The sequence below is a fragment of the Kribbella sp. NPDC051137 genome (assembly GCF_040682535.1).
In the GTDB taxonomy this organism is placed as follows: domain Bacteria; phylum Actinomycetota; class Actinomycetes; order Propionibacteriales; family Kribbellaceae; genus Kribbella; species Kribbella karoonensis.
Genome location: NZ_JBFBBI010000007.1, coordinates 320,158 through 337,418 on the forward strand (window position 1 = coordinate 320,158; position 17,261 = coordinate 337,418).

Genomic DNA, 17,261 nt, shown 5'->3' on the forward strand with positions numbered 1-17,261 from the left:
AATGAATCTTTCGCCCACAGTTGATGTGCTTGGCGTATGTAACGAAACCAGGGCCTTTACCTACCAATCACTGTTAGGTAACCTTCCTAACAATTCTGCTCCGCGCCCCCGGAGGTATCTCATGAGATTGCGCCTGCTCGCGCTGGTGCTCCCGATCGGTCTGGTCGCCGCCCTCGGTGCGGCCGCCGCCGATGCCCGAACCACGGCCGACACCCTGCTCTCGCAGGGCAGACCGGTCCTCGCCTCGACCGTCGAGGACGACACCCTGACCGCCGCGAAGGCCGTCGACGGCAGTACGACGACCCGCTGGGCCAGCGTCGAAGGCGCCGACCCGCAGTGGCTCCGGGTCGACCTCGGCCAGCCGTCGTCGATCAACCGCGTCAAGCTGAACTGGGAGGCGGCGTACGCGAAGGCCTACCGGATCGAGGTCTCCGACGACGGCACGAACTTCACCACGGTCAAGGAAGTTGCTGACGGCAACGGTGCGGCCGACGACCTGACCGGCCTGCAGGGCCACGGCCGGTACGTCCGGCTGGTCGGCACCCGGCGCGCCACGTCGTACGGCTACTCGCTCTGGGAGATCGAGGTGTACGGCGTCGCCGACTCCACCGGCGACACCCAGGTGCCGACGGTCCCGACCGGCCTGAAGAGTACGGCGGCCACCGCGACCTCGGTGGCGCTCAGCTGGACCGCCTCGACCGACAACGTCGGCGTCAGCCAGTACGACGTACTGCGGGACGGCAAGGTGGTCGCCTCGACGGCGGGTACGACGTACAACGACACCGGGCTGACCGCGAACACGGCGTACAAGTACTCGGTGCGCGCCCGCGACCTCGCGGGGAACGCGTCCGCGGAGAGTGCGGCGGTCACCGTGACGACCGGCACCGGCGGGACCGGCGGGTTCGTGCTCGCCGCGGCGGGTGACATCGCGGACCGGTGCACCGCGTCCGACTCGAGCTGCGTGCACCCGAAGACCGCGAAGCTGGTCGAGGCGATGAATCCGGCCGCGGTGATCACGATGGGCGACAACCAGTACGACGACGCGCATCTGGCGGACTTCCAGAAGTACTACGCGAAGACGTGGGGGAAGTTCAAGAACATCACGCACCCGATCCCCGGGAACCACGAGACGTACGACGACACGCCGTACGAGGGATACCACGAGTACTTCGGCTCGATCGCGACGCCGCAGGGCAAGAACTACTACAGCTGGGAGATGGGCAACTGGCACTTCGTCGCGCTCGACTCCAACGACTTCGTCAAGGAGGAGGGGTTGAAGGAGCCGGCGCAACTGACCTGGCTGAAACAGGACCTGGCGAAGAACACGAAGGGCTGCATCGCGGCGTACTACCACCACCCGCGGTTCAGCTCCGGTGACCACGGCGACAACCCGGACGCCGACCCGCTGTGGAAGACGCTGGTGGGGGCCGGGACCGACCTGATCCTCAACGGCCACGACCACCACTACGAACGGTTCTACCCGCAGAACGCCGACGGCAAGAAGGACCCGGCCGGGCCGGTGCAGATCATCGGCGGGATGGGCGGTGCGCCGCTGTACCCGATCAAAGCCGCGCATCCCGCGACCGCGAAGCTGATCTCGGACTTCGGGGTGCTGAAGCTGTCGATGACCGACAGCACCTTCGCCACCCAGCTGATCGGGCTGGACGGCAAGGTCCTGGACAGCAGCCCGACGTACAGCTGCCACTGATGTACCTCGCCTCCGTCGGCCCGCTCCGGACACCGCTGCGGCGGGTCCCCGGGAATGTCGTTGCTTTGGGCATCGTCAGCCTGGTGACCGACGTCTCGGCCGAGATGGTGACCGCGATCCTGCCGCTGTACCTGGTCTTCGGGCTCGGGCTGAACCCGCTGCAGTTCGGCCTCCTCGACGGCCTGTACGCCGGAGCGACCGCAGTACTGCGGCTGGTCGGCGGACACGTGGCCGACCGCTGGCGACGGCTCAAAACCGTCGCCGGCGTCGGCTACGCGCTCTCCGCAGTCGCCAAGCTCGGCTTCCTCGCGGCGGGGTCCACCGTCCCCGCCATCGGCGCCGTCCTGGCGGTCGACCGCGCCGGCAAAGGCATCCGCACCGCACCTCGCGACGCCCTCATCTCCCTGAGCAGCGACCCCGCCACCCTGGGCCGCTCCTTCGGGGTCCACCGGGCCCTGGACACCATCGGCGCCTTCCTCGGCCCACTGGTAGCCACCCTCGTGCTCTGGGCCAGCGTCAACAACTACAACGCCGTCTTCGTCACCAGCTTCTCCCTGGCTACCTGCGCCGTCCTCGTACTCACAACCTTCGTCCGCAACCACACCCCAACCCCACCCCCCGCCCAACCCACCCCGACCGAAACCTCCGCCCAACCCACCCCGACCGAAACCTCGGCCCGACCCGCCCCGACCGAAACCTCGGCCCGACCCGTCCCGACCGGCACCTCGGCCCGACCCGCCCCCGGCCAGGGTCCGGTGACCGGCTTCCCCGACCACACCTCGGCCGCCGGCCAACCTGAGCCAGGCATGGCTGTCGGCCGGTGCGGGGAGGTTAGGGCAGGTGCGTCCGTCCTCGGCCTCCTGCGGGATGCGGACTTCCGTAGGTGCTGCATCTGGGCGGCATCGCTCGGTCTGTTCACCATCACCGACTCGTTCGTCTACCTCGCCGTCCAACGGCGATGGGACATCGGGACGAACTTCTTCCCGCTCCTCCCGCTCGGCACCGCCGGCACCTTCCTCCTGCTGGCGATCCCACTGGGACGGTTGGGGGACCGGATCGGACGCTGGAAGATCTTCCTGGGCGGCCACCTGGCCCTCATCCTCGCGCTCCTCCTCGTCTGCGGCCCCGCCGGCACCTGGTGGCTGGTGCTCGCCCTCCACGGCGCCTTCTACGCCGCCACCGACGGAGTACTACCCGCGGCCGTCGGCCCCCTCCTCCCGGAGCACCTCCGCGCCAGCGGTCTCGCCGTACTGCAAACCGGCCAAGCCCTGGCCCGGATGGCAGCAGCCGTCGGCGTAGGCCTGCTCTGGACCCTCTGGGACCTCCGACCCGCCCTCCTCTCGATCACCGCCGCCCTACTCGCGGTCACGATCGCCGCCGCGATCTTCAAACCCCTGGAGGTACGCCGATGACCCGCCGCCTGCTCGGCACCGCGATCGGTGTCCTCGCCCTGCTGGCCGGCGCGCTCACCTACATCGCCCACGCCCGCAACGGCGGGGCGGCCGCAGCGAGTGAGAACGCCGTACCGGTCGTCACGGGGCAACCGATGCGGCTCGACGGGCGCACGCTGTTCTTCCGCAACCTCGCCGACGGGCCCGACCACGGCAAGCTCGCCGCCGTACCGGTCGCCGACCCTTCCGCCGCCCGCCGCGTCGGCGATCTGCACTGCGACCGCTTCGCGGCGGCCCACGGTACGGCGGTCTGCCTGCGCCTGAAGCCGTCCTCGCTGCCGCCGGAGACCGAGCTGATCGTCCTGGACGCGAACCTCCACGAACTGCACCGCGACACCCTCCCCGGTACGCCGAGCCGCGCGCGGGTCTCGCCGAACGGGCGGACCGTGAACTGGACGATGTTCGTCACCGGCGACTCGTACGCGGCCACCGGGTTCTCCACCCGCACAGGGTTGTACGAGGTGCCGACCGGTCGGCTGGTGAAGACCGTCGAGGAGTTGGCGGTGTTCGTGAACGGCAGACGGTACTTCGCCTCGGACGTGAACTACTGGGGAATCACGTTCGGTGCCGACGGCAACCGGTTCTACCTGACCATGGCGAGCAAGGGGAAGACGTACTTGATCGAGGCCGACTACCGTGACTACCGCGGCACCGCGATCGCGGAGAACGTCGAGTGCCCGTCGCTGTCGCCGGACGGCCGCCGGATCGCCTACAAGCAGAAGGTCGGCAACGGAGTCTGGCGCCTCGCCGTCCTGGACCTCGCCACCCGCCGGATCACCCACCCGCCGGAGCCGCGCTCGCTCGACGACCAGCCGGTCTGGCAGGGCAACAACACCCTTCTCTACCCGATCCGCAACCCCGACACCACCACCGACATCTGGTCCACCACCCTCACCGGCCCCCCGAAACTCCTTGTCCCCAAGGCCACCAGCCCGTCGCTCAGCTGAACCCCGCCTGGCGGAACGCCAACCGGACGACCACTACCCGTTCTTCGGTACGCCCATCGCGCGCGCGGCCAGGGCCCGGTTCATCGCGTCGAACTGGGGCTTGATGCTGCTCTTCAGCCAAGACTGGGTGAACGGTACGGCGGCGCCGGCGAACTTCTCCTCCTGGACCAGACGGGTGCGGCCGCCGGCGAGCGGGGTGAGGCGGAACGAGTGCTCGCCGTCGAAGAAGGCGCCGGGCGGGACCTTGCCGATCCAGCGGAGTTCCTGGTTCGGGACGACCGCGAGCAGGGTCGGGTCGAACCTGGTCTCGCTTCCCTTGGTGTCGCGGAGCACGTTGACGATGGTTCCACCGACCTTCAGGTCGCCGGTCGACGAGGTGATGAACGGATTCCAGTCCGGGTACGACTGGCGGTCGGTGAGCACCTTCCAGACCTGCTCCGGTGACGCGTCGATGTCGAGCTCGGTGTGCAGGACGAACGGTCGCGCGACCGTGTAGACCGTCCAGCCGGCGAGCACCACCAGAACGGTGCCGAGGGCAACGAGGAACTTCTTCATGACTGCTCCGGTCCGAGGGTGCTGAGCACCAGCGCCCTCACGTAGGCGGGATCGATCGGCTCGCCGGTGACGAGGAGCCGGTAGTACAGCGCGCCGACCAACTGGTCGACGATGATGCGCGGATCGGCGTGTGCGGGCATCAGCCCGTCCGCCTGCGCCTGGGTGATCGCTTCCGAGACGGCGGCGTGCCGGTGCGCCCAGAGTGCGCGCACACCGACGCCGACGCGCGGCTCACGGGCGGCCGCGGCCACCAGATCGGCGACCAGGGTGGTCGGGATCGCGTCCAGCGCCGCGGCGATCCCGGCGACGAACTCGCCGAGGTCCCGGCGCGGGTCGCCGGTCGGGTCGAACGGTACGGCGCTGGTCAGCTCGGTGATCATCGCCATCACCAGCTCGGCCTTGCTCGGCCAGCGCCGGTAGATCGTGGTCTTCGCGACACCGGCGCGTTCGGCGACCCGGTCGACCGACATCCCGTCGTACCCGCGAGCCCGCATCTCGGTCATCGCGGCGTCCAGCACCTTCGCCTCGATCTCGGTGTCCCGGGGGCGTCCGCGACCGACCATGTTCCGTCTCCTTTATCGCTACTGCGGTATCGAAAAGAACCGTAGCAGCATTTACGCAACTGCGGTAGCGGAAATAAACGCTGCCACTCCTTGTCAGGTATGGCTGTCACCGTTGGTGGGTGACTTCACGGAACCGGTTGCTGCTACCTGCAGCGTTCATCACGTCCCTCGGGAACAACATCCAGCTACTCGGCGCCGCCTTGCTGCTGGTTCGGGCGCAGGGGTCGATGCTCGATGTCGGGTGGCTGTTCATCGCGGTCGCGGTCCCGCAGGCGGTGCTTTCGCCGTACTTCGGCCGGCTGGCGGACCGGTTCGACCGGCGGCGGTTGTGGGTGGGGTGTGACGTGCTGAGCGCGGGTGCGGCGCTCGCGTTGCCGGTCGGTCTCGCGCTGGGGGTCGCGCAGCAGCCCCTTGTCTATGCGACCAACTTCGCGCTGGCGGTGATTGCCGCCCAGTTCACCCCGGCCAGCGCCGCCCTCATCCGGGAACGCGTCCCCGCGGACCGTCTCCGCCACTTCAACGCTCACTACGAGATAGCCCTGCAGTCCGGCATGCTCCTCTCCGCGGCGGCCGGCGGCGTAGCCCTCCAGTACTTCGGCCCCCAGCCCCTCTTCACCTTCAACGCCTGCACCTTCGCACTCTCGGCCCTCCTGGTAACCGCGGTGGGCGCGAGGCGGGGGACGGTCTCGAGCGAGCCGTCGTACAGACCTCGGCCAACGAACCGCAGGTCATCTGTTGGGCTCGGGCCGTTGGTGGTCTTGTTTGCGCAGGGGTTGGTGGTGGTGACTGTGTTCAACGCGCTGATGCCGGTGCTCGTGGTGGGGGAATGGCATCGGGGCGCGAGTGTGCTCGGGATGACGGATGCGCTGGGTGGGGTCGGGTTCTTGCTGGCGGCGGCGGTCTACCGATGGTCGGGGAGCCGGTTGGGGGACGTCCGGTTGGCGGTAGGCGGATTTCTGGTTTGCAGCTGTCTGCTGGTGCTGCAGCCGCTCTTCGGTGTCCCCGCGCTGATGGCGTTCGTGCTGCTCGGGGCGTTCCTGTTCGGGCAGTCGCGGATCGCCACCCGCTCGCTGCTGATGACCTCGGTCGACGAGTCCCGCGTCGGTCACGTGTTCGGGATCGCCAACGGCTACGGTCTCGCCGCGACCGTCGTCGTGATGCTGCTCGCGTCGGTCGTCACCGGCCGCTCGGACACCCGCTTCGGGTTCGCCGTACTCGCGCTGATCGGCGTACTGTCCGCGACCCTCGCCGCCGCCTGGATCTCAACCAACTCCCGCCGGGCCGCGTCCCGGCAGCTTGAGCACGCGGCCGTCCAGCAGAAATAACAGTACTTATATAAGTGCTGTTATTATCGCCGCATGGAGGATCCCACCGAACAGAGTTTGTGGCGGCCGTTGCACGAGCTGCTGGCCAGGATGGACGGCGAGATCGGCCGGATCTACACGGACCGGGCGATCCAGGGACTGAAGCCGACGTACGTCCGTGAGCTGCTCCAGCTGCATCTCAAGGGCCCGATGACGATCACCGAGCTGGCGGACGCGATCGGGCGGACGCACTCGGCGCTCAGCCAGAAGGTGGCCGCGATGCGTGCCGCCGGCCTGGTCCGGACGGTGCCGGGGGCGGATGCGCGCAGCAAGCAGGTCACGTTGACCGCGAAGTCCAGGAAGCTCGTCGAGCTCCTGGCGGCGGAGTGGCGGGCCACCGAGGAAGCGCTCGCCGAGCTCGAGGCAGAGCTGCCGTACCCGATGTCCCAGGTCGTCAGCGACGTCGAGGAAGCTCTTGCGAAGAAGAGCTTCCACGACCGGATCGCGGAGAAGCTGCGGTGAAGAACGCACTCATCGACCTCGCCCCGCTGAAGGTCCTGACGTACCGGCGGTTGTGGATCGGGCAGGTGCTGTCCGGTTTCGGCGGTCAGCTGACGTTCGTCGCGGTGATGTTCCAGGTCTGGGACCAGACCTCCAGCCCGGCGTGGACCGGCGCGGTCGGGCTGGCGCAGGCTCTGCCGTTGATCGTGCTCGGGCTGTTCGCGGGCACGCTCGTGGATCGGCTGGAGCGCCGCAAGATCTACCTCGTCACCACGATCGGTCAGTGGATGGTCGCGACCGTGATGGCGAGCCAGTTGCTGTTCGGCCGGGTCCCGGTCGGCGTGCTGCTCGCGCTGATCGCCGTGCAGTCGTCGTTCGGCGCGACTGCCGGACCGGTCGCGCGGACCGTGCTCCCGAAGCTTCTCGGCAGGGACCAGCTCGCCGCCGGGATCGCGCTCAACCGGATCGGGTTCCAGGGCGCGATGCTGCTCGGCCCGGCGCTCGGCGGCGTGATCATCGGCGCGTGGGGCGTCGGCGTCTGCTACCTCATCGACGCCCTCAGCTTCCTCGCGGCGCTGTACGGCGTACTCGGACTGCCGCGGATGCAGATCGAGACCACCGCGAAGCCCGGCCTGCGCGGCGTGTGGGACGGGTTGCGGTTCATCAGCGTGACGCCGGTGATCCGCGGGGCCCTGGTCACCGATCTCGCGGCGACCGTGTTGTCGATGCCGATCAGCCTGTTCCCGGTGATCAACGCCGAGCGGTTCGGTAACAACCCGCGGACGCTCGGGCTGTTCCTGACCGCGATCGCCGTCGGCGGGGTCGCCGCGTCGCTGTTCTCGGGCTCGTTCACCCGGCTCCCGCGGCACGGCGTGGTGATGCTGTGCGGTTCGGCGGCGTGGGGGATCGCTCTGTTGCTGTTCGCGTTCTCGCCGGTGCCTTGGCTGGCGTTGGCGTGTCTCGCGATCGCCGGCGCCGCGGACACGGTCGCCGTCGTGTCCCGCAGTACGATCGTCCAGCTCCATACGCCGTCGGAGTTGCTCGGCCGGGTGAGTGCGGCCGAGCAGATCGTCGGTCAGGCAGGACCCGACCTCGGGAACCTCCGCGGCGGCGTCGTCGCTCAGCTGACGTCGCCGGTCGCATCGCTGGCGTCCGGGGCTCTGCTGTGCGTCGCGGCCGTCGCGGCGGTGGCGGCGACGACCCCGGGGTTGTCAGCGAGCGACAGTACGGAAGCCGGCGTTGCCCATTGACGACTCCGGCGTGTTCGACGAGCGGGCGGCGTTGCGGTAGCGGTTGCAGTACGAGTCGTGGCAGAGGTACGAGCCGCCGCGCATCACCCGGGCGGCGCCGAGCGAGGGACCGGGCGGGTTCGCGGCGGGGGAGAACTTGTAGTAGCGCGGCCCGAACCAGTCGCCGCACCACTCCCAGACGTTCCCGACCATCTGCCACAGGCCGTACCCGTTGGGTTCGAACGTGCGCACCGGCGCGGTGGTGAGGAAACCGTCCTCCTCGGTGTTCGTCTTCGGGAACTCGCCCTGCCAGATGTTGCACCGCCACTCATCGGCGATGAGCTCGTCCCCCCACGGGTACCGCTTGCCTTCCAGTCCACCGCGGGCGGCGTACTCCCACTCGGCCTCGGTCGGCAGCCGCCGCCCGGCCCACTTGCAGTACGCCGTCGCGTCGTTCCAGCTGACGTGCACGACCGGGTGGTCCGCGAGCCCGTCCAGGTCGGACCGCGAGCCGCCCGGGTGCCGCCAGTCGGCGCCGCGAACACCGGCCCACCACGGGGTGCCGGACGCTGGCCCCATCACCTCGTCCGGGTCGGCGGCGATCGCGAGGTGGAACACCGCGGAGTACCCGAAGGTCTCCGCCTCGGTCCGGTATCCGGTGGCGTCGACGAACCGCGCGAAGTCCGCGTTCGTCACGCTGGTCGCGTCGATGCTGAACGGCGCCAGCTCGACCTGGTGGACGGGCGTCTCGCCGTCGCCGGCGTTCTCGTCGCCGTTGCTGTTACCCATCGTGAACGTGCCGCCACTGAGCTCGACCTGCTCGATCAGGTGCTCCCCGTGACCGGCCGGCGCCGGGGGAGGCGCCGCACTCTCACCACGCGAGGGCGCACAGCAGGACGGGTGCTCGTCGGTCATGCCCGCCAGTTTAGATTCCCAGTTTCGGCGGTCCTTGCTCGATCCGGCGCAGGACCGGGTCGAGGCGGTAGAAGTCGGTCCCGGTGATCAGCTGCCGCTCGTCCCACCAGGTCGCGCCCGCCTCCGCGAGCGGTTCGACGATCGACCGGGCGTCAGCGGCCGGGCTGATCCCGCCGACGATCACGTCGTACGGCGTACTCCGGTCCGCGCGCTGCTCGTCCAGGAACGCGATCAGCTCGCGGACGTCCGCGACCGCCGGCGCCTGCCCGTGGTTGGCGTTCGCGAACAGCGGTACGGCGCCGTCCCAGCGGGCCGCGCGCCGCATCGGGGCCTTGCGCGGCCAGTACCCGGCGATCCAGACCGGCGGGCGCGGACGCTGAACTGTTGCCGGAAGCAACTCCACGTCGTTGGCGCGGTAGTGCTTGCCGTCGTGGTCGACCCGCTCGCCGGACCAGTACGCGGCCATCAGGTCGAGCCCCTCGTCGAGCTTCTCGGCCAGTACCCGCGGATCGGTCTCGTCGCCGAAGCTGCCGAACTCGTCGTCGATCGGCCCGCCGAGCCCGGCGCCGAAGATCACCCGGCCGCCGCTGAGCGAGTCCAGCGTCGCGACCTGCCGGGCGAGCTGCTCCGGACGCCGCCGCGCGACCGGTGTGACCAGCGTGCCGAGCTTGATCCGGGACGTTGCCAGCGCGGCCGCTGTCATCAGCATCCACGGATCGCCGAACGGCTGCCCGCGCCGCTGCTCCTTGCTGTGCACGACGTGATCCCAGAGGAACAGGCCGTCCCACCCGGCCTCCTCGGCGGCCTTCGCGACCCGGACCACGACGTGGGCGTCGGCGAAGTCGCCGAAGTTCGGAATGTTCACAGAGAAACGCATGGTCACAACCGTAGTTCGACGAACGGAATCGTGTCGCCCGGCAGCAGGTAGGTCTCCACCTCGACGAACCCGCGCGCCTTCGCGAACGCCAGGCCGTCGACGTTGCTGCTCAGGATGTGCGTCTCGATCCCGTCGCCCAGCTCCCGCCCGCGGCGCAGGCAGTGCTCGTAGATCGCCGTACCGAAACCACGACGCCGGTACGCCGGGAGCACGCGGGCGATCACCACCGCCGCCGCGGTCTCCTCCGACGGCGGCCGGACCGTCGAGCAGCCGACCAGCACGTCGTCGTCGTACGCGACCTCGAGCACGTTCCGGGTCGCGCGTTCGCGGATCTCGTCGACCGACAACGGCGCCGTCGGGATGATCTCGTTGTGCACGCGCTGCCAGTCCAGCAGCGTCGCGTCGTCCTCGACCCCCACCATCCGCAACATCCCGACAGCCAACAACGCCAGGCGCCGCGGGTCAAATGAGTAGTAGCGTTCGGTCGTGCGCATTCTCTTCGTCGGGAACAGCTTCACATCCAACAACAACCTGCCCAAGCTGCTGAAGGATCTGGCCGGGGCGCGGGGGATCGAGATCGAGCACAAGGTGATCTCGGTCGGCGGCGCCTCGCTGCGGCAGCACCTGAACGCGGGCAAGGCCCTGGACGCGATCGCGAACGGCGGGTACGACGTCGTCGTACTGCAGGAGCAGAGCACGCTGCCGATCAAGAGTCCGGACCGGTTCCGGGAGAGCGCCCGCGACTTCCACAAGGCGATCGCGGCGGCCGGTGCGCGGACAGCGTTCTACCTGACGTGGGCCCGGAGCAACGCGCCGGAGACACAGCAGGCGCTGACCAGCGCGTACGCCGGGGCAGCGTCCGAGCTGGGCGGGACGTTGATCCCGGTCGGCATGGTGTGGGAGCGGTTCCTCGCCGCCCACGACAAGCCGGTGCTGCACGAGTCCGACAACAGCCACCCGACCCTTGCGGGCAGCTACCTCGGCGCCTGCGTCTTCCTGATCGCGCTGCTGCAGGCGGACCCGGTCGGCATCGACGTACCGGTCAAGGGCCTCGACGACGACACGAAAGCCCTTGTCCAGCAGGCCGCCTGGGACATCTGCAACGACCTTGTTTAGGGTCACTTAGCGTCGTGGAAGACCAGTCCGAGCGTATGGCGTTCGCCTGAGCGGATCGCGGAGACGCCGTGCCGGACGGGTGCGGCCGACCAGCCGCGGGACGAGCGGACCGGGCGGTCGCGGGTGGTGAAGACCAGGCCGTGTCCGTGCGGGATCAGGGTCGACGTACCGCGGGACTGCGCGCGGGGGCGTTGCTCGACCAGCAGGAACTCGCCGCCGGTGTGGTCGACACCGGGCTCGTTCAGGTTGATCACGACCTGCAGCGGGAACACCTTGTCGCCGTACAGGTCGCGGTGCAGCGCGTTCCAGTCGCCGGCGCCGTACCGCAGCAGGATCGGCGTCGGGCGGGTCTGCCCGGCGCGGTGGCACACGTCCAGCCATTCGTCGAGCGTGTCCGGCCATTCGGCGTCCCGTCCGAGCCTGGCGTACCAGTCCCGGGCGATCGGCAGCAGGCGAGGGTAGAGCGCGTGCCGCAGGGCGTCGACCGCCTCCGGGAACGGCTCGTCGAAGTACCGGTATTGGCCCTCGCCGAACCGGTGCCGGGCCATGTCGATCGTCGCCCGGAACCGGTGCGCCTCGTCGTACAGCCCGGCGACCGCCGCCGCCTCGGCGGGCGTCAGCAGCTGCGGCAGCAGCGCGCACCCGAGATCGTTCACCTCGGCGGTCACCGTCTCCCAGTCCGCCCTGGCCGCTCGGCGTTCGTACTTGTTCATGGGTATGGAACGCCGAGGGCCGCGAACGTGTGAGGGCTACTGCGGGTAATACACCCCGCCGGCTCCCCAGACGCTCGGGAGCAACAGGAGACTGCCGTAGTGGTGCATGGCGATGCCCGCGAACGCCGGGGACGTGGACTCGGCGGCGTACACCTTGTCCAGCTCGGACTCCATGTACGTCCGACCCTCCTCGTAGAACGTCACCGACGGCGGATCGCTGGTGCCGGACAGGTCCTTGCTCTCCACCCCGATCACCACCGACTTCGGCTTGCCGATCGCAGCGGCGTACGCGAGCTCGTGGTCTGCCCGCGCGATGATCCCGGCCGCGGTGTCGGTGTAGTCCATCAGCGCCACATAGTCGGTGAGGTCCTGCACGTGGTCGCTCAGCGGCGCGGTCTTGCCGTGCCAGGTGATCGCCGTACAGCAGGTCGAGCTGTCGAACCAGAACGGGATCGCCGGGCCGACCAGCAGTCGCTGACCGGACTTGTCGCGCAGGTCCACGAACTTCTGCAGCAGGTTCAGCCAGTCCGTCGGCAGCGTCGTACCCGGCTCCTTCCACTCCGGCAGCAGGTACGGCTCGATGTCGACGTTCACCCCGTCGAACCGGGCGTCGGCGGGGACGGAGCGGTTGTAGTCGAGCACCTTCTTGAACTCCGCGACGGCCAGGTGCTGGTACTGGGGCAGCGCCCCCAGGTACGGCGGCGTGGTCCCGCCCGCGATCACCGCCTGGACGTGGTATCCGCGGCCGCGTGCCCACCGCACGAACGACGCGACCTGGTGGCGGGAGTCCCGCAGCATGTCCTTGCCCTGGTACGCCGCGACGCCGAGGTAGATCGTCCGGATCGGGTCCGAGCCGAAGGTGGTGGTGTTGTCCATCATCCGCCCGAGCTTGTCCCGCGCCGCGCGGTCGAGGACGGCCGGGTACGAGTTCTGCTCCCACACCCACATGGCGCGGTCCTGGTTGTACGTCTGCTGCGCGGGTGACGCGCCCGCTGGTACGACGGCGGCCAGCCCCAGCAGCAGGGCGAGGACCGCGACGAGCCGCTTCACACCTGCGCCAGCACGGTGATCGGCGCCAGCATGGTCGCGTCGTCGAGCGGCCGCTCGCCCGTCTCCAGCATCCGGAGGAAGACCTTCAGCCCCGGTACGACGTACTCCGAGTCGAGCCGGATGTCGCTGCTGACGAGCTTGGTACGCCCGACCAGCTCCGCGTGGAACGGGACGCGTCCCGCGTCGGTCGGCTTGACCAGTTGCAGCGTGACGAGGACACCGTCGCACTGGTACCGCACGACGACGGTCGAGCCGACGCGATCGACCTCGACCGGACCCGGCTCGCCCGGCGCGAGCCGCTGCGCCAGGTCGGCCGCGTGGATCCCGTAGAAGAAGATCCCGCTGTACTCGCTGCCCGGGTCGGCCGGCCCGGTGACTGTGATCGCCTGCAGGTCGTCGATCCCTGAGTTCGCGAGGGCATCGGCGTCCGCGACCCACCGGACGGCGGAGTACGACGTGACCGCCGCGTCACCCCGTCGCGCCGCGTCCAGGATCGCCTGCGCGTCCGCCGTACCGGCCGCCAGGGGCTTGTCCACCCAGACCGGCACGCCGGCTTCGAGGAACGGTACGGCGTGCTCGCGATGCAGGGCGCCGTCGCGGTTCGTGACGATCAGCGCGTCGACCTCGCCGAGGAGTTCCTGCGAGGTCGGGACGATCGTCGTGATCCCGCCGGCCGCGGCGAGCTTCTGGTTCCGCTCGTCGTCGGCACCTGCGAGCGCCACGATGCGGGTGTCGCCGGCGATCTGCTCGACGTTCAGGTGCCTAACGATCTCGTCGGCGTGGCTGTTCTCGGTACCGACCAGGGCGATGCGCATCAGGCCTCCAACTCGACAGGACGCCCGGTGCGGGCGGACTCGTACACGGCAAGCACAGTCGCCAGCGACCGGCGGCCCGCTTCCAGCGTCACCGCGGGCGGGCGGCCCTCACGAACGGCGGCGACGAAGTCGCGGTACTGCTCGAGATGCGCCAGCTCGGTCGCGCCCCATCCGTCCGGACCGGCCGGCGCGAGCGCCGACGGCGGCTCGCCGTTCGCGGACGCGAAGTACGCCAGCGCGTCGTCGTCGAGGACCGCCGTACCTTCGTCGCCGTGGATCGTCAGCCGGACCGGCCGCCCCGGGTACGCCGCCGTACTCGCGAGCATCAGGCCGATCGCGCCGCTCTCGAACACGATCGACGCGCCCGCCAGGTCCTCGACCTCGATGCCCTCGTGCGCGAGCCGGCCGGTCTGCGCGCTGACCCGCACCGGGCGGCCGAGCATCCAGACCAGCAGGTCGAGCGCGTGGATGCCCTGGTTCATCAGCGCGCCGCCGCCGTCGACCGCGAGAGTGCCGCGCCAGTCGTCGCCGTCGTAGTACGACTGCGGGCGGAAGAACGCGGACTCGGCGATCCCGGAGGTGACCCGGCCGAGTGCGCCGCCGTCGATCGCCGCCCGGATCTGCGCGACCGGCGGCTGGAACCTGCGCTGGCTGATCACGGACACCGTCAACCCGGTCGCGCGCTGCGCGGCGATCAGCCGGTCCGCCGCTTCGAGCGTGATGTCGACCGGCTTCTCGACGATCGCGTGCTTGCCGGCCTCGAGAGCCTCGATCGCGACATCCGCGTGCAACGCGCTCGGGAGACAGATCCCGACCGCGTCGAGCTCTTCGGTCGCGTAGGCCTCGGCCGGCGTCGCGTACGCCCGCGCGCCGTACTGCTCGGCGAGTTTCCCTCCCCGTTCGAGGTTCTGGTCGACCACGGCGACCAGCTCCGCCTCGTCGCCCAGTGCGTCGATCAACCGCGCATGCACGGTGCCGATCGCCCCGGCACCGATCACAGCAAAACGCATGAGGCCTCTCTTCATTTGATGGTTCAGCTGACGGTCCAGTCGATGGGTACGCCGCCGTGCTCGGCCGACTGCTGCGCGAGCAGTGCGATCCGGGTGGCGAGGATGCCGCGCGCGGTGCCGATGTCCGGTTCGTTGCCTGCGGCAAGCGCCTGCAGCGGGAGCTCGGCCGGGCGGTAGCCGGCCGGCAGCGGTACGTCGTGCGGCGCCGCGTCGTGCGTGGTGAGGACGAGCCGGTTGCGGGCCCACAGCAGCTCGGCCGTCCCCTGCGTCCCGATCAGCTTCATCCGGTAGTCCCCGTGCACCGGCGACCCGGCCGGGTTCAGCCAGTCGACGCCAGCCGTGACCACGGCACCGGCTCCGCTCAACGTGGCCACGCCGTACGAACCGCCGACCACCGCGCCGCTGACCGTTCCGCTCGTCAGGCCGGTGAACAGCAGGGCCGCGTCGATGTCGTGGACGGCGAGGTCGTTCAGCACTCCGCCGTACCGCTCGGGCTCGAAGAACCAGTCGGGCCGCGTCGGCCGGTTGAGCTTGTGCGGCCCGGACGACGTCACCCCGTGGATCGTCCCGAGTTGACCCACGATCTCCCGCGCGGCGAGTGTCACCGGGTAGTACCGCTTCTCGAACAGCACCGTCACGTGCCGGCCGGTCCGCCGCGCGGCCTCCTCGATCGCCGCCAGGTCCTCGAGGGTCGTGCACAACGGCTTGTCCGCCAGCACGTGCGCTCCCGCGTCGAGCGCGTCGACGACGGCCCGGCCGCGGTCGCCGTAGATCCCCGCGACCATCACCACGTCCGGCGCGGTCTCGCGCAGCATCTCCCGGTGATCTGTGAAGACCTTCGCGCCGTACGGCGCGGCCCACCGTTCGGCGGTCTCCCGGGACGGATCCGCGACCGCGACCAGGACGGCTCCGGGGAGGTGGTCGAGCTCGGCGGTCAGGTAGCTCACGTGCGGGTGAGCGGCGCCGGCGATCGCGATCCGAGTCATGGTCGTGAGTTCACCATGCAACCGGTTGCATTGCAACCGCTGCGGCCTACTTCACCACTGCGAAGCGGAAGTTCAGGCCCTCGGACGTGAGCACCTTCAGGCGGGTCGGCGAGACCCCGGGACTGTCGTAGAAGCGAGTCCCTTCGCCGAGCAGGACGGGGCTGAGGTGCAGGACGATCTCGTCGACCAGTCCTGCCTCCAGCGCGAGGCGGGGTACGGCGCCGCCGGTGACGACCAGGTCCTTTCCGCCGGCCGCCTTCACGCCGTCGGCCACCACGTCGCGGATGTCGCCGGAGACGTACGTGAACTCCGGGACGACCCGCGTCGCCGGGTCCTTGCGGGTGTAGATCAGGACCGGCCCGGACCACTTCCCGCCGTACGGGCGGTTTTCGCTCATCACCTCGACCAGCCGTCCGCCGCACAGGAACGCGCCGCAGTTCGCGACCACCTCGGCGGCCAGGCCGGACGGGGTCCCGCCGGCGTGGAACATCCAGTCGACGCCGTCGTGGCGGTCGCCGATGAAGCCGTCGAGGGACATCGTCATGTGCCAGATCACTGTCATGCCCACAGCGTGCGCCCGATCGGATCCATGCGTCCAATGCCAATATGACGACAAATACATAGATATCATCGATACATGCTCGATCTCGTCCGGCTCCGGGTGCTGGCCGCGGTCGCCGCGCACGGTTCGGTCACCGCGGCGGCCGCGGCTCTGCACTACACCCAGCCCACCGTCAGCCATCACCTCGCCCGGCTGGAGGCCGCGACCGGTGCGAAGCTGGTCCGCAGGTCCGGCCGCGGCATCCGGCTCACCCCGGAGGGCGAGGTGCTCGCCCGGCGCGCCGCCGAGATCGTCGGCCGGGTCGACGCCGCCGACGCCGAGCTCGCCGAGCTCGTCGGCCTGCGCACCGGGCGGGTCCGGGTCGGCGCGTTCAGCTCCGCACTCAGCGAACTCGTCCCGCCCGCGGCCGCCGCCCTCCGCGGCGATCACCCGAACCTCGAGCTCGAACTCACCGACCTGCACCCCCGGGTCGCCCTGGAGCAGCTGCGGGCCGGCGAGCTCGACCTCGCGATCGTCTTCCGGTACGACGACGAGCAGCCGAACGACGGCATCCGCTCCACGTACCTGCGGGACGACCCGATCCACCTGCTCAGCCGCCGTACCGGGGAAACGCCGGCCGACCACCGGGACTCGGACTGGATCGCGGGCTGCGTGAACTGCCGCAGCGAGCTGCTGCAGCACTGCGCGGAGGCCGGGTTCACGCCGCGGATCGCGTTCACCAGCGACGACGTCATCGTCAAGCAGGCCCTCGTCCGGGCGGGCCTGGGCGTCACCACCGCCCCCGGCCTGGCCCTGCGCTCCCACCACGCCGCCGGCGTCCGCTCCACCGAGCTCCCGATCGTCCGCCGCATCTACCTGGCCACCTACGGCGAACCGCCCGACCCGCCCGCGACAAGAGCCTTCATAGAAGCGCTGAAACGAGTAACACTGGAGTAGGAGCCGTCCGACTCCGGTTGGAG

At 69.8% G+C, this 17,261-nt stretch carries 19 protein-coding genes; 8 read left to right on the forward strand and 11 right to left on the reverse strand.

The window, feature by feature from the left end:
• The first annotated feature begins 121 nt into the window (after positions 1–121).
• Genes AB0M51_RS36895 through AB0M51_RS36905 form a run of 3 tightly spaced genes read left to right on the forward strand, consistent with a single transcriptional unit; the run spans position 122 to position 4,106 of the window.
• Entirely contained in the window at positions 122–1,708 is a 1,587-nt protein-coding gene (locus AB0M51_RS36895) for a discoidin domain-containing protein (RefSeq protein WP_344191012.1), read from the forward strand.
• Positions 1,708–3,120, forward strand: a complete 1,413-nt coding sequence (locus AB0M51_RS36900; RefSeq protein ID WP_363752859.1) for an MFS transporter — start codon at positions 1,708–1,710, stop codon at positions 3,118–3,120. The genes AB0M51_RS36895 and AB0M51_RS36900 overlap by 1 nt, the downstream gene beginning before the upstream one ends.
• Positions 3,117–4,106: a hypothetical protein gene (locus AB0M51_RS36905; RefSeq protein WP_363752862.1), complete on the forward strand. Its 990-nt coding sequence runs from the start codon at positions 3,117–3,119 to the stop codon at positions 4,104–4,106. The genes AB0M51_RS36900 and AB0M51_RS36905 overlap by 4 nt, the downstream gene beginning before the upstream one ends.
• Positions 4,107–4,139: 33 nt before the next feature.
• On the opposite strand, the gene AB0M51_RS36910 is transcribed toward AB0M51_RS36905, so the two are convergent.
• Positions 4,140–4,661 (reverse strand): SRPBCC domain-containing protein, encoded by a 522-nt coding sequence (locus AB0M51_RS36910; RefSeq protein ID WP_363752865.1) that lies wholly within the window; start codon positions 4,659–4,661, stop codon positions 4,140–4,142.
• Complete coding sequence (locus tag AB0M51_RS36915) at positions 4,658–5,224, reverse strand: TetR/AcrR family transcriptional regulator (protein ID WP_363752868.1); 567 nt, start codon at positions 5,222–5,224, stop codon at positions 4,658–4,660. Before AB0M51_RS36915 ends, AB0M51_RS36910 begins: the two co-directional genes overlap by 4 nt.
• A gap of 119 nt (positions 5,225–5,343) precedes the next feature.
• Between AB0M51_RS36915 and AB0M51_RS36920 the strand changes: the two genes are divergently transcribed.
• Genes AB0M51_RS36920 through AB0M51_RS36930 form a run of 3 tightly spaced genes read left to right on the forward strand, consistent with a single transcriptional unit; the run spans position 5,344 to position 8,279 of the window.
• Complete coding sequence (locus AB0M51_RS36920) at positions 5,344–6,549, forward strand: MFS transporter (RefSeq protein ID WP_363752871.1); 1,206 nt, start codon at positions 5,344–5,346, stop codon at positions 6,547–6,549.
• Positions 6,550–6,582: 33 nt separating this feature from the next.
• Positions 6,583–7,050, forward strand: coding sequence for a MarR family transcriptional regulator (locus AB0M51_RS36925; RefSeq protein ID WP_344191000.1), 468 nt, complete (start codon positions 6,583–6,585; stop codon positions 7,048–7,050).
• Complete coding sequence (locus AB0M51_RS36930; RefSeq protein ID WP_363752875.1) at positions 7,047–8,279, forward strand: MFS transporter; 1,233 nt, start codon at positions 7,047–7,049, stop codon at positions 8,277–8,279. Before AB0M51_RS36925 ends, AB0M51_RS36930 begins: the two co-directional genes overlap by 4 nt.
• On the opposite strand, the gene AB0M51_RS36935 is transcribed toward AB0M51_RS36930, so the two are convergent.
• Genes AB0M51_RS36935 through AB0M51_RS36945 form a run of 3 tightly spaced genes read right to left on the reverse strand, consistent with a single transcriptional unit; the run spans position 8,241 to position 10,481 of the window.
• Complete coding sequence (locus AB0M51_RS36935; protein ID WP_363752878.1) at positions 8,241–9,173, reverse strand: formylglycine-generating enzyme family protein; 933 nt, start codon at positions 9,171–9,173, stop codon at positions 8,241–8,243. The genes AB0M51_RS36930 and AB0M51_RS36935 overlap by 39 nt on opposite strands.
• Before the next feature lie 10 nt (positions 9,174–9,183).
• Positions 9,184–10,050 carry an LLM class flavin-dependent oxidoreductase gene (locus AB0M51_RS36940; protein ID WP_363752881.1) on the reverse strand — a complete coding sequence of 289 codons (867 nt, stop codon included), beginning with the start codon at positions 10,048–10,050 and terminating at the stop codon, positions 9,184–9,186.
• Positions 10,051–10,052: 2 nt separating this feature from the next.
• Positions 10,053–10,481: a GNAT family N-acetyltransferase gene (locus AB0M51_RS36945; RefSeq protein WP_344190992.1), complete on the reverse strand. Its 429-nt coding sequence runs from the start codon at positions 10,479–10,481 to the stop codon at positions 10,053–10,055.
• A gap of 55 nt (positions 10,482–10,536) precedes the next feature.
• On the opposite strand from AB0M51_RS36945, the gene AB0M51_RS36950 reads away from it, so the two are divergent.
• Complete coding sequence (locus AB0M51_RS36950) at positions 10,537–11,166, forward strand: hypothetical protein (protein ID WP_344190990.1); 630 nt, start codon at positions 10,537–10,539, stop codon at positions 11,164–11,166.
• Positions 11,167–11,168: 2 nt separating this feature from the next.
• Here the strand turns inward: AB0M51_RS36950 and AB0M51_RS36955 are convergent, their stop codons facing one another.
• The 6 genes from AB0M51_RS36955 to AB0M51_RS36980 are packed head-to-tail and all read right to left on the reverse strand — an operon-like array spanning position 11,169 to position 16,302.
• Positions 11,169–11,879 (reverse strand): 2OG-Fe(II) oxygenase, encoded by a 711-nt coding sequence (locus AB0M51_RS36955; protein ID WP_363752885.1) that lies wholly within the window; start codon positions 11,877–11,879, stop codon positions 11,169–11,171.
• Between the two features lie 36 nt (positions 11,880–11,915).
• A complete protein-coding gene (locus AB0M51_RS36960) occupies positions 11,916–12,929 on the reverse strand; it encodes a hypothetical protein (protein ID WP_363752888.1) in 1,014 nt (337 codons plus the stop codon).
• Positions 12,926–13,744, reverse strand: a complete 819-nt coding sequence (locus AB0M51_RS36965) for a Gfo/Idh/MocA family oxidoreductase (protein ID WP_363752891.1) — start codon at positions 13,742–13,744, stop codon at positions 12,926–12,928. The genes AB0M51_RS36960 and AB0M51_RS36965 overlap by 4 nt, the downstream gene beginning before the upstream one ends.
• On the reverse strand, positions 13,744–14,754 hold the full coding sequence (locus AB0M51_RS36970) for a Gfo/Idh/MocA family oxidoreductase (RefSeq protein ID WP_363752894.1): 1,011 nt from the start codon (positions 14,752–14,754) through the stop codon (positions 13,744–13,746). Before AB0M51_RS36970 ends, AB0M51_RS36965 begins: the two co-directional genes overlap by 1 nt.
• A gap of 23 nt (positions 14,755–14,777) precedes the next feature.
• Positions 14,778–15,740, reverse strand: a complete 963-nt coding sequence (locus tag AB0M51_RS36975) for a Gfo/Idh/MocA family oxidoreductase (protein ID WP_363752897.1) — start codon at positions 15,738–15,740, stop codon at positions 14,778–14,780.
• 46 nt (positions 15,741–15,786) lie between these two features.
• Positions 15,787–16,302 carry a dihydrofolate reductase family protein gene (locus AB0M51_RS36980; protein ID WP_363752900.1) on the reverse strand — a complete coding sequence of 172 codons (516 nt, stop codon included), beginning with the start codon at positions 16,300–16,302 and terminating at the stop codon, positions 15,787–15,789.
• Positions 16,303–16,377: 75 nt separating this feature from the next.
• On the opposite strand from AB0M51_RS36980, the gene AB0M51_RS36985 reads away from it, so the two are divergent.
• On the forward strand, positions 16,378–17,238 hold the full coding sequence (locus tag AB0M51_RS36985; RefSeq protein ID WP_363752903.1) for a LysR family transcriptional regulator: 861 nt from the start codon (positions 16,378–16,380) through the stop codon (positions 17,236–17,238).
• The last annotated feature ends 23 nt before the right edge of the window (positions 17,239–17,261 follow it).

What these genes read in the sequence shown, in the direction of transcription:
- AB0M51_RS36935 (WP_363752878.1), bottom strand. Translation starts at nt 9,173, where the DNA reads ATGACCGACGAGCACCCGTCCTGCTGTGCGCCCTCGCGTGGTGAGAGT.
- AB0M51_RS36980 (WP_363752900.1), bottom strand. Translation starts at nt 16,302, where the DNA reads ATGACAGTGATCTGGCACATGACGATGTCCCTCGACGGCTTCATCGGC.
- AB0M51_RS36975 (WP_363752897.1), bottom strand. Translation starts at nt 15,740, where the DNA reads ATGACTCGGATCGCGATCGCCGGCGCCGCTCACCCGCACGTGAGCTAC.
- AB0M51_RS36955 (WP_363752885.1), bottom strand. Translation starts at nt 11,879, where the DNA reads ATGAACAAGTACGAACGCCGAGCGGCCAGGGCGGACTGGGAGACGGTG.
- AB0M51_RS36925 (WP_344191000.1), top strand. Translation starts at nt 6,583, where the DNA reads ATGGAGGATCCCACCGAACAGAGTTTGTGGCGGCCGTTGCACGAGCTG.
- AB0M51_RS36945 (WP_344190992.1), bottom strand. Translation starts at nt 10,481, where the DNA reads ATGTTGCGGATGGTGGGGGTCGAGGACGACGCGACGCTGCTGGACTGG.
- AB0M51_RS36905 (WP_363752862.1), top strand. Translation starts at nt 3,117, where the DNA reads ATGACCCGCCGCCTGCTCGGCACCGCGATCGGTGTCCTCGCCCTGCTG.
- AB0M51_RS36940 (WP_363752881.1), bottom strand. Translation starts at nt 10,050, where the DNA reads ATGCGTTTCTCTGTGAACATTCCGAACTTCGGCGACTTCGCCGACGCC.
- AB0M51_RS36895 (WP_344191012.1), top strand. Translation starts at nt 122, where the DNA reads ATGAGATTGCGCCTGCTCGCGCTGGTGCTCCCGATCGGTCTGGTCGCC.
- AB0M51_RS36985 (WP_363752903.1), top strand. Translation starts at nt 16,378, where the DNA reads ATGCTCGATCTCGTCCGGCTCCGGGTGCTGGCCGCGGTCGCCGCGCAC.
- AB0M51_RS36915 (WP_363752868.1), bottom strand. Translation starts at nt 5,224, where the DNA reads ATGGTCGGTCGCGGACGCCCCCGGGACACCGAGATCGAGGCGAAGGTG.
- AB0M51_RS36910 (WP_363752865.1), bottom strand. Translation starts at nt 4,661, where the DNA reads ATGAAGAAGTTCCTCGTTGCCCTCGGCACCGTTCTGGTGGTGCTCGCC.
- AB0M51_RS36970 (WP_363752894.1), bottom strand. Translation starts at nt 14,754, where the DNA reads ATGCGTTTTGCTGTGATCGGTGCCGGGGCGATCGGCACCGTGCATGCG.
- AB0M51_RS36965 (WP_363752891.1), bottom strand. Translation starts at nt 13,744, where the DNA reads ATGCGCATCGCCCTGGTCGGTACCGAGAACAGCCACGCCGACGAGATC.
- AB0M51_RS36900 (WP_363752859.1), top strand. Translation starts at nt 1,708, where the DNA reads ATGTACCTCGCCTCCGTCGGCCCGCTCCGGACACCGCTGCGGCGGGTC.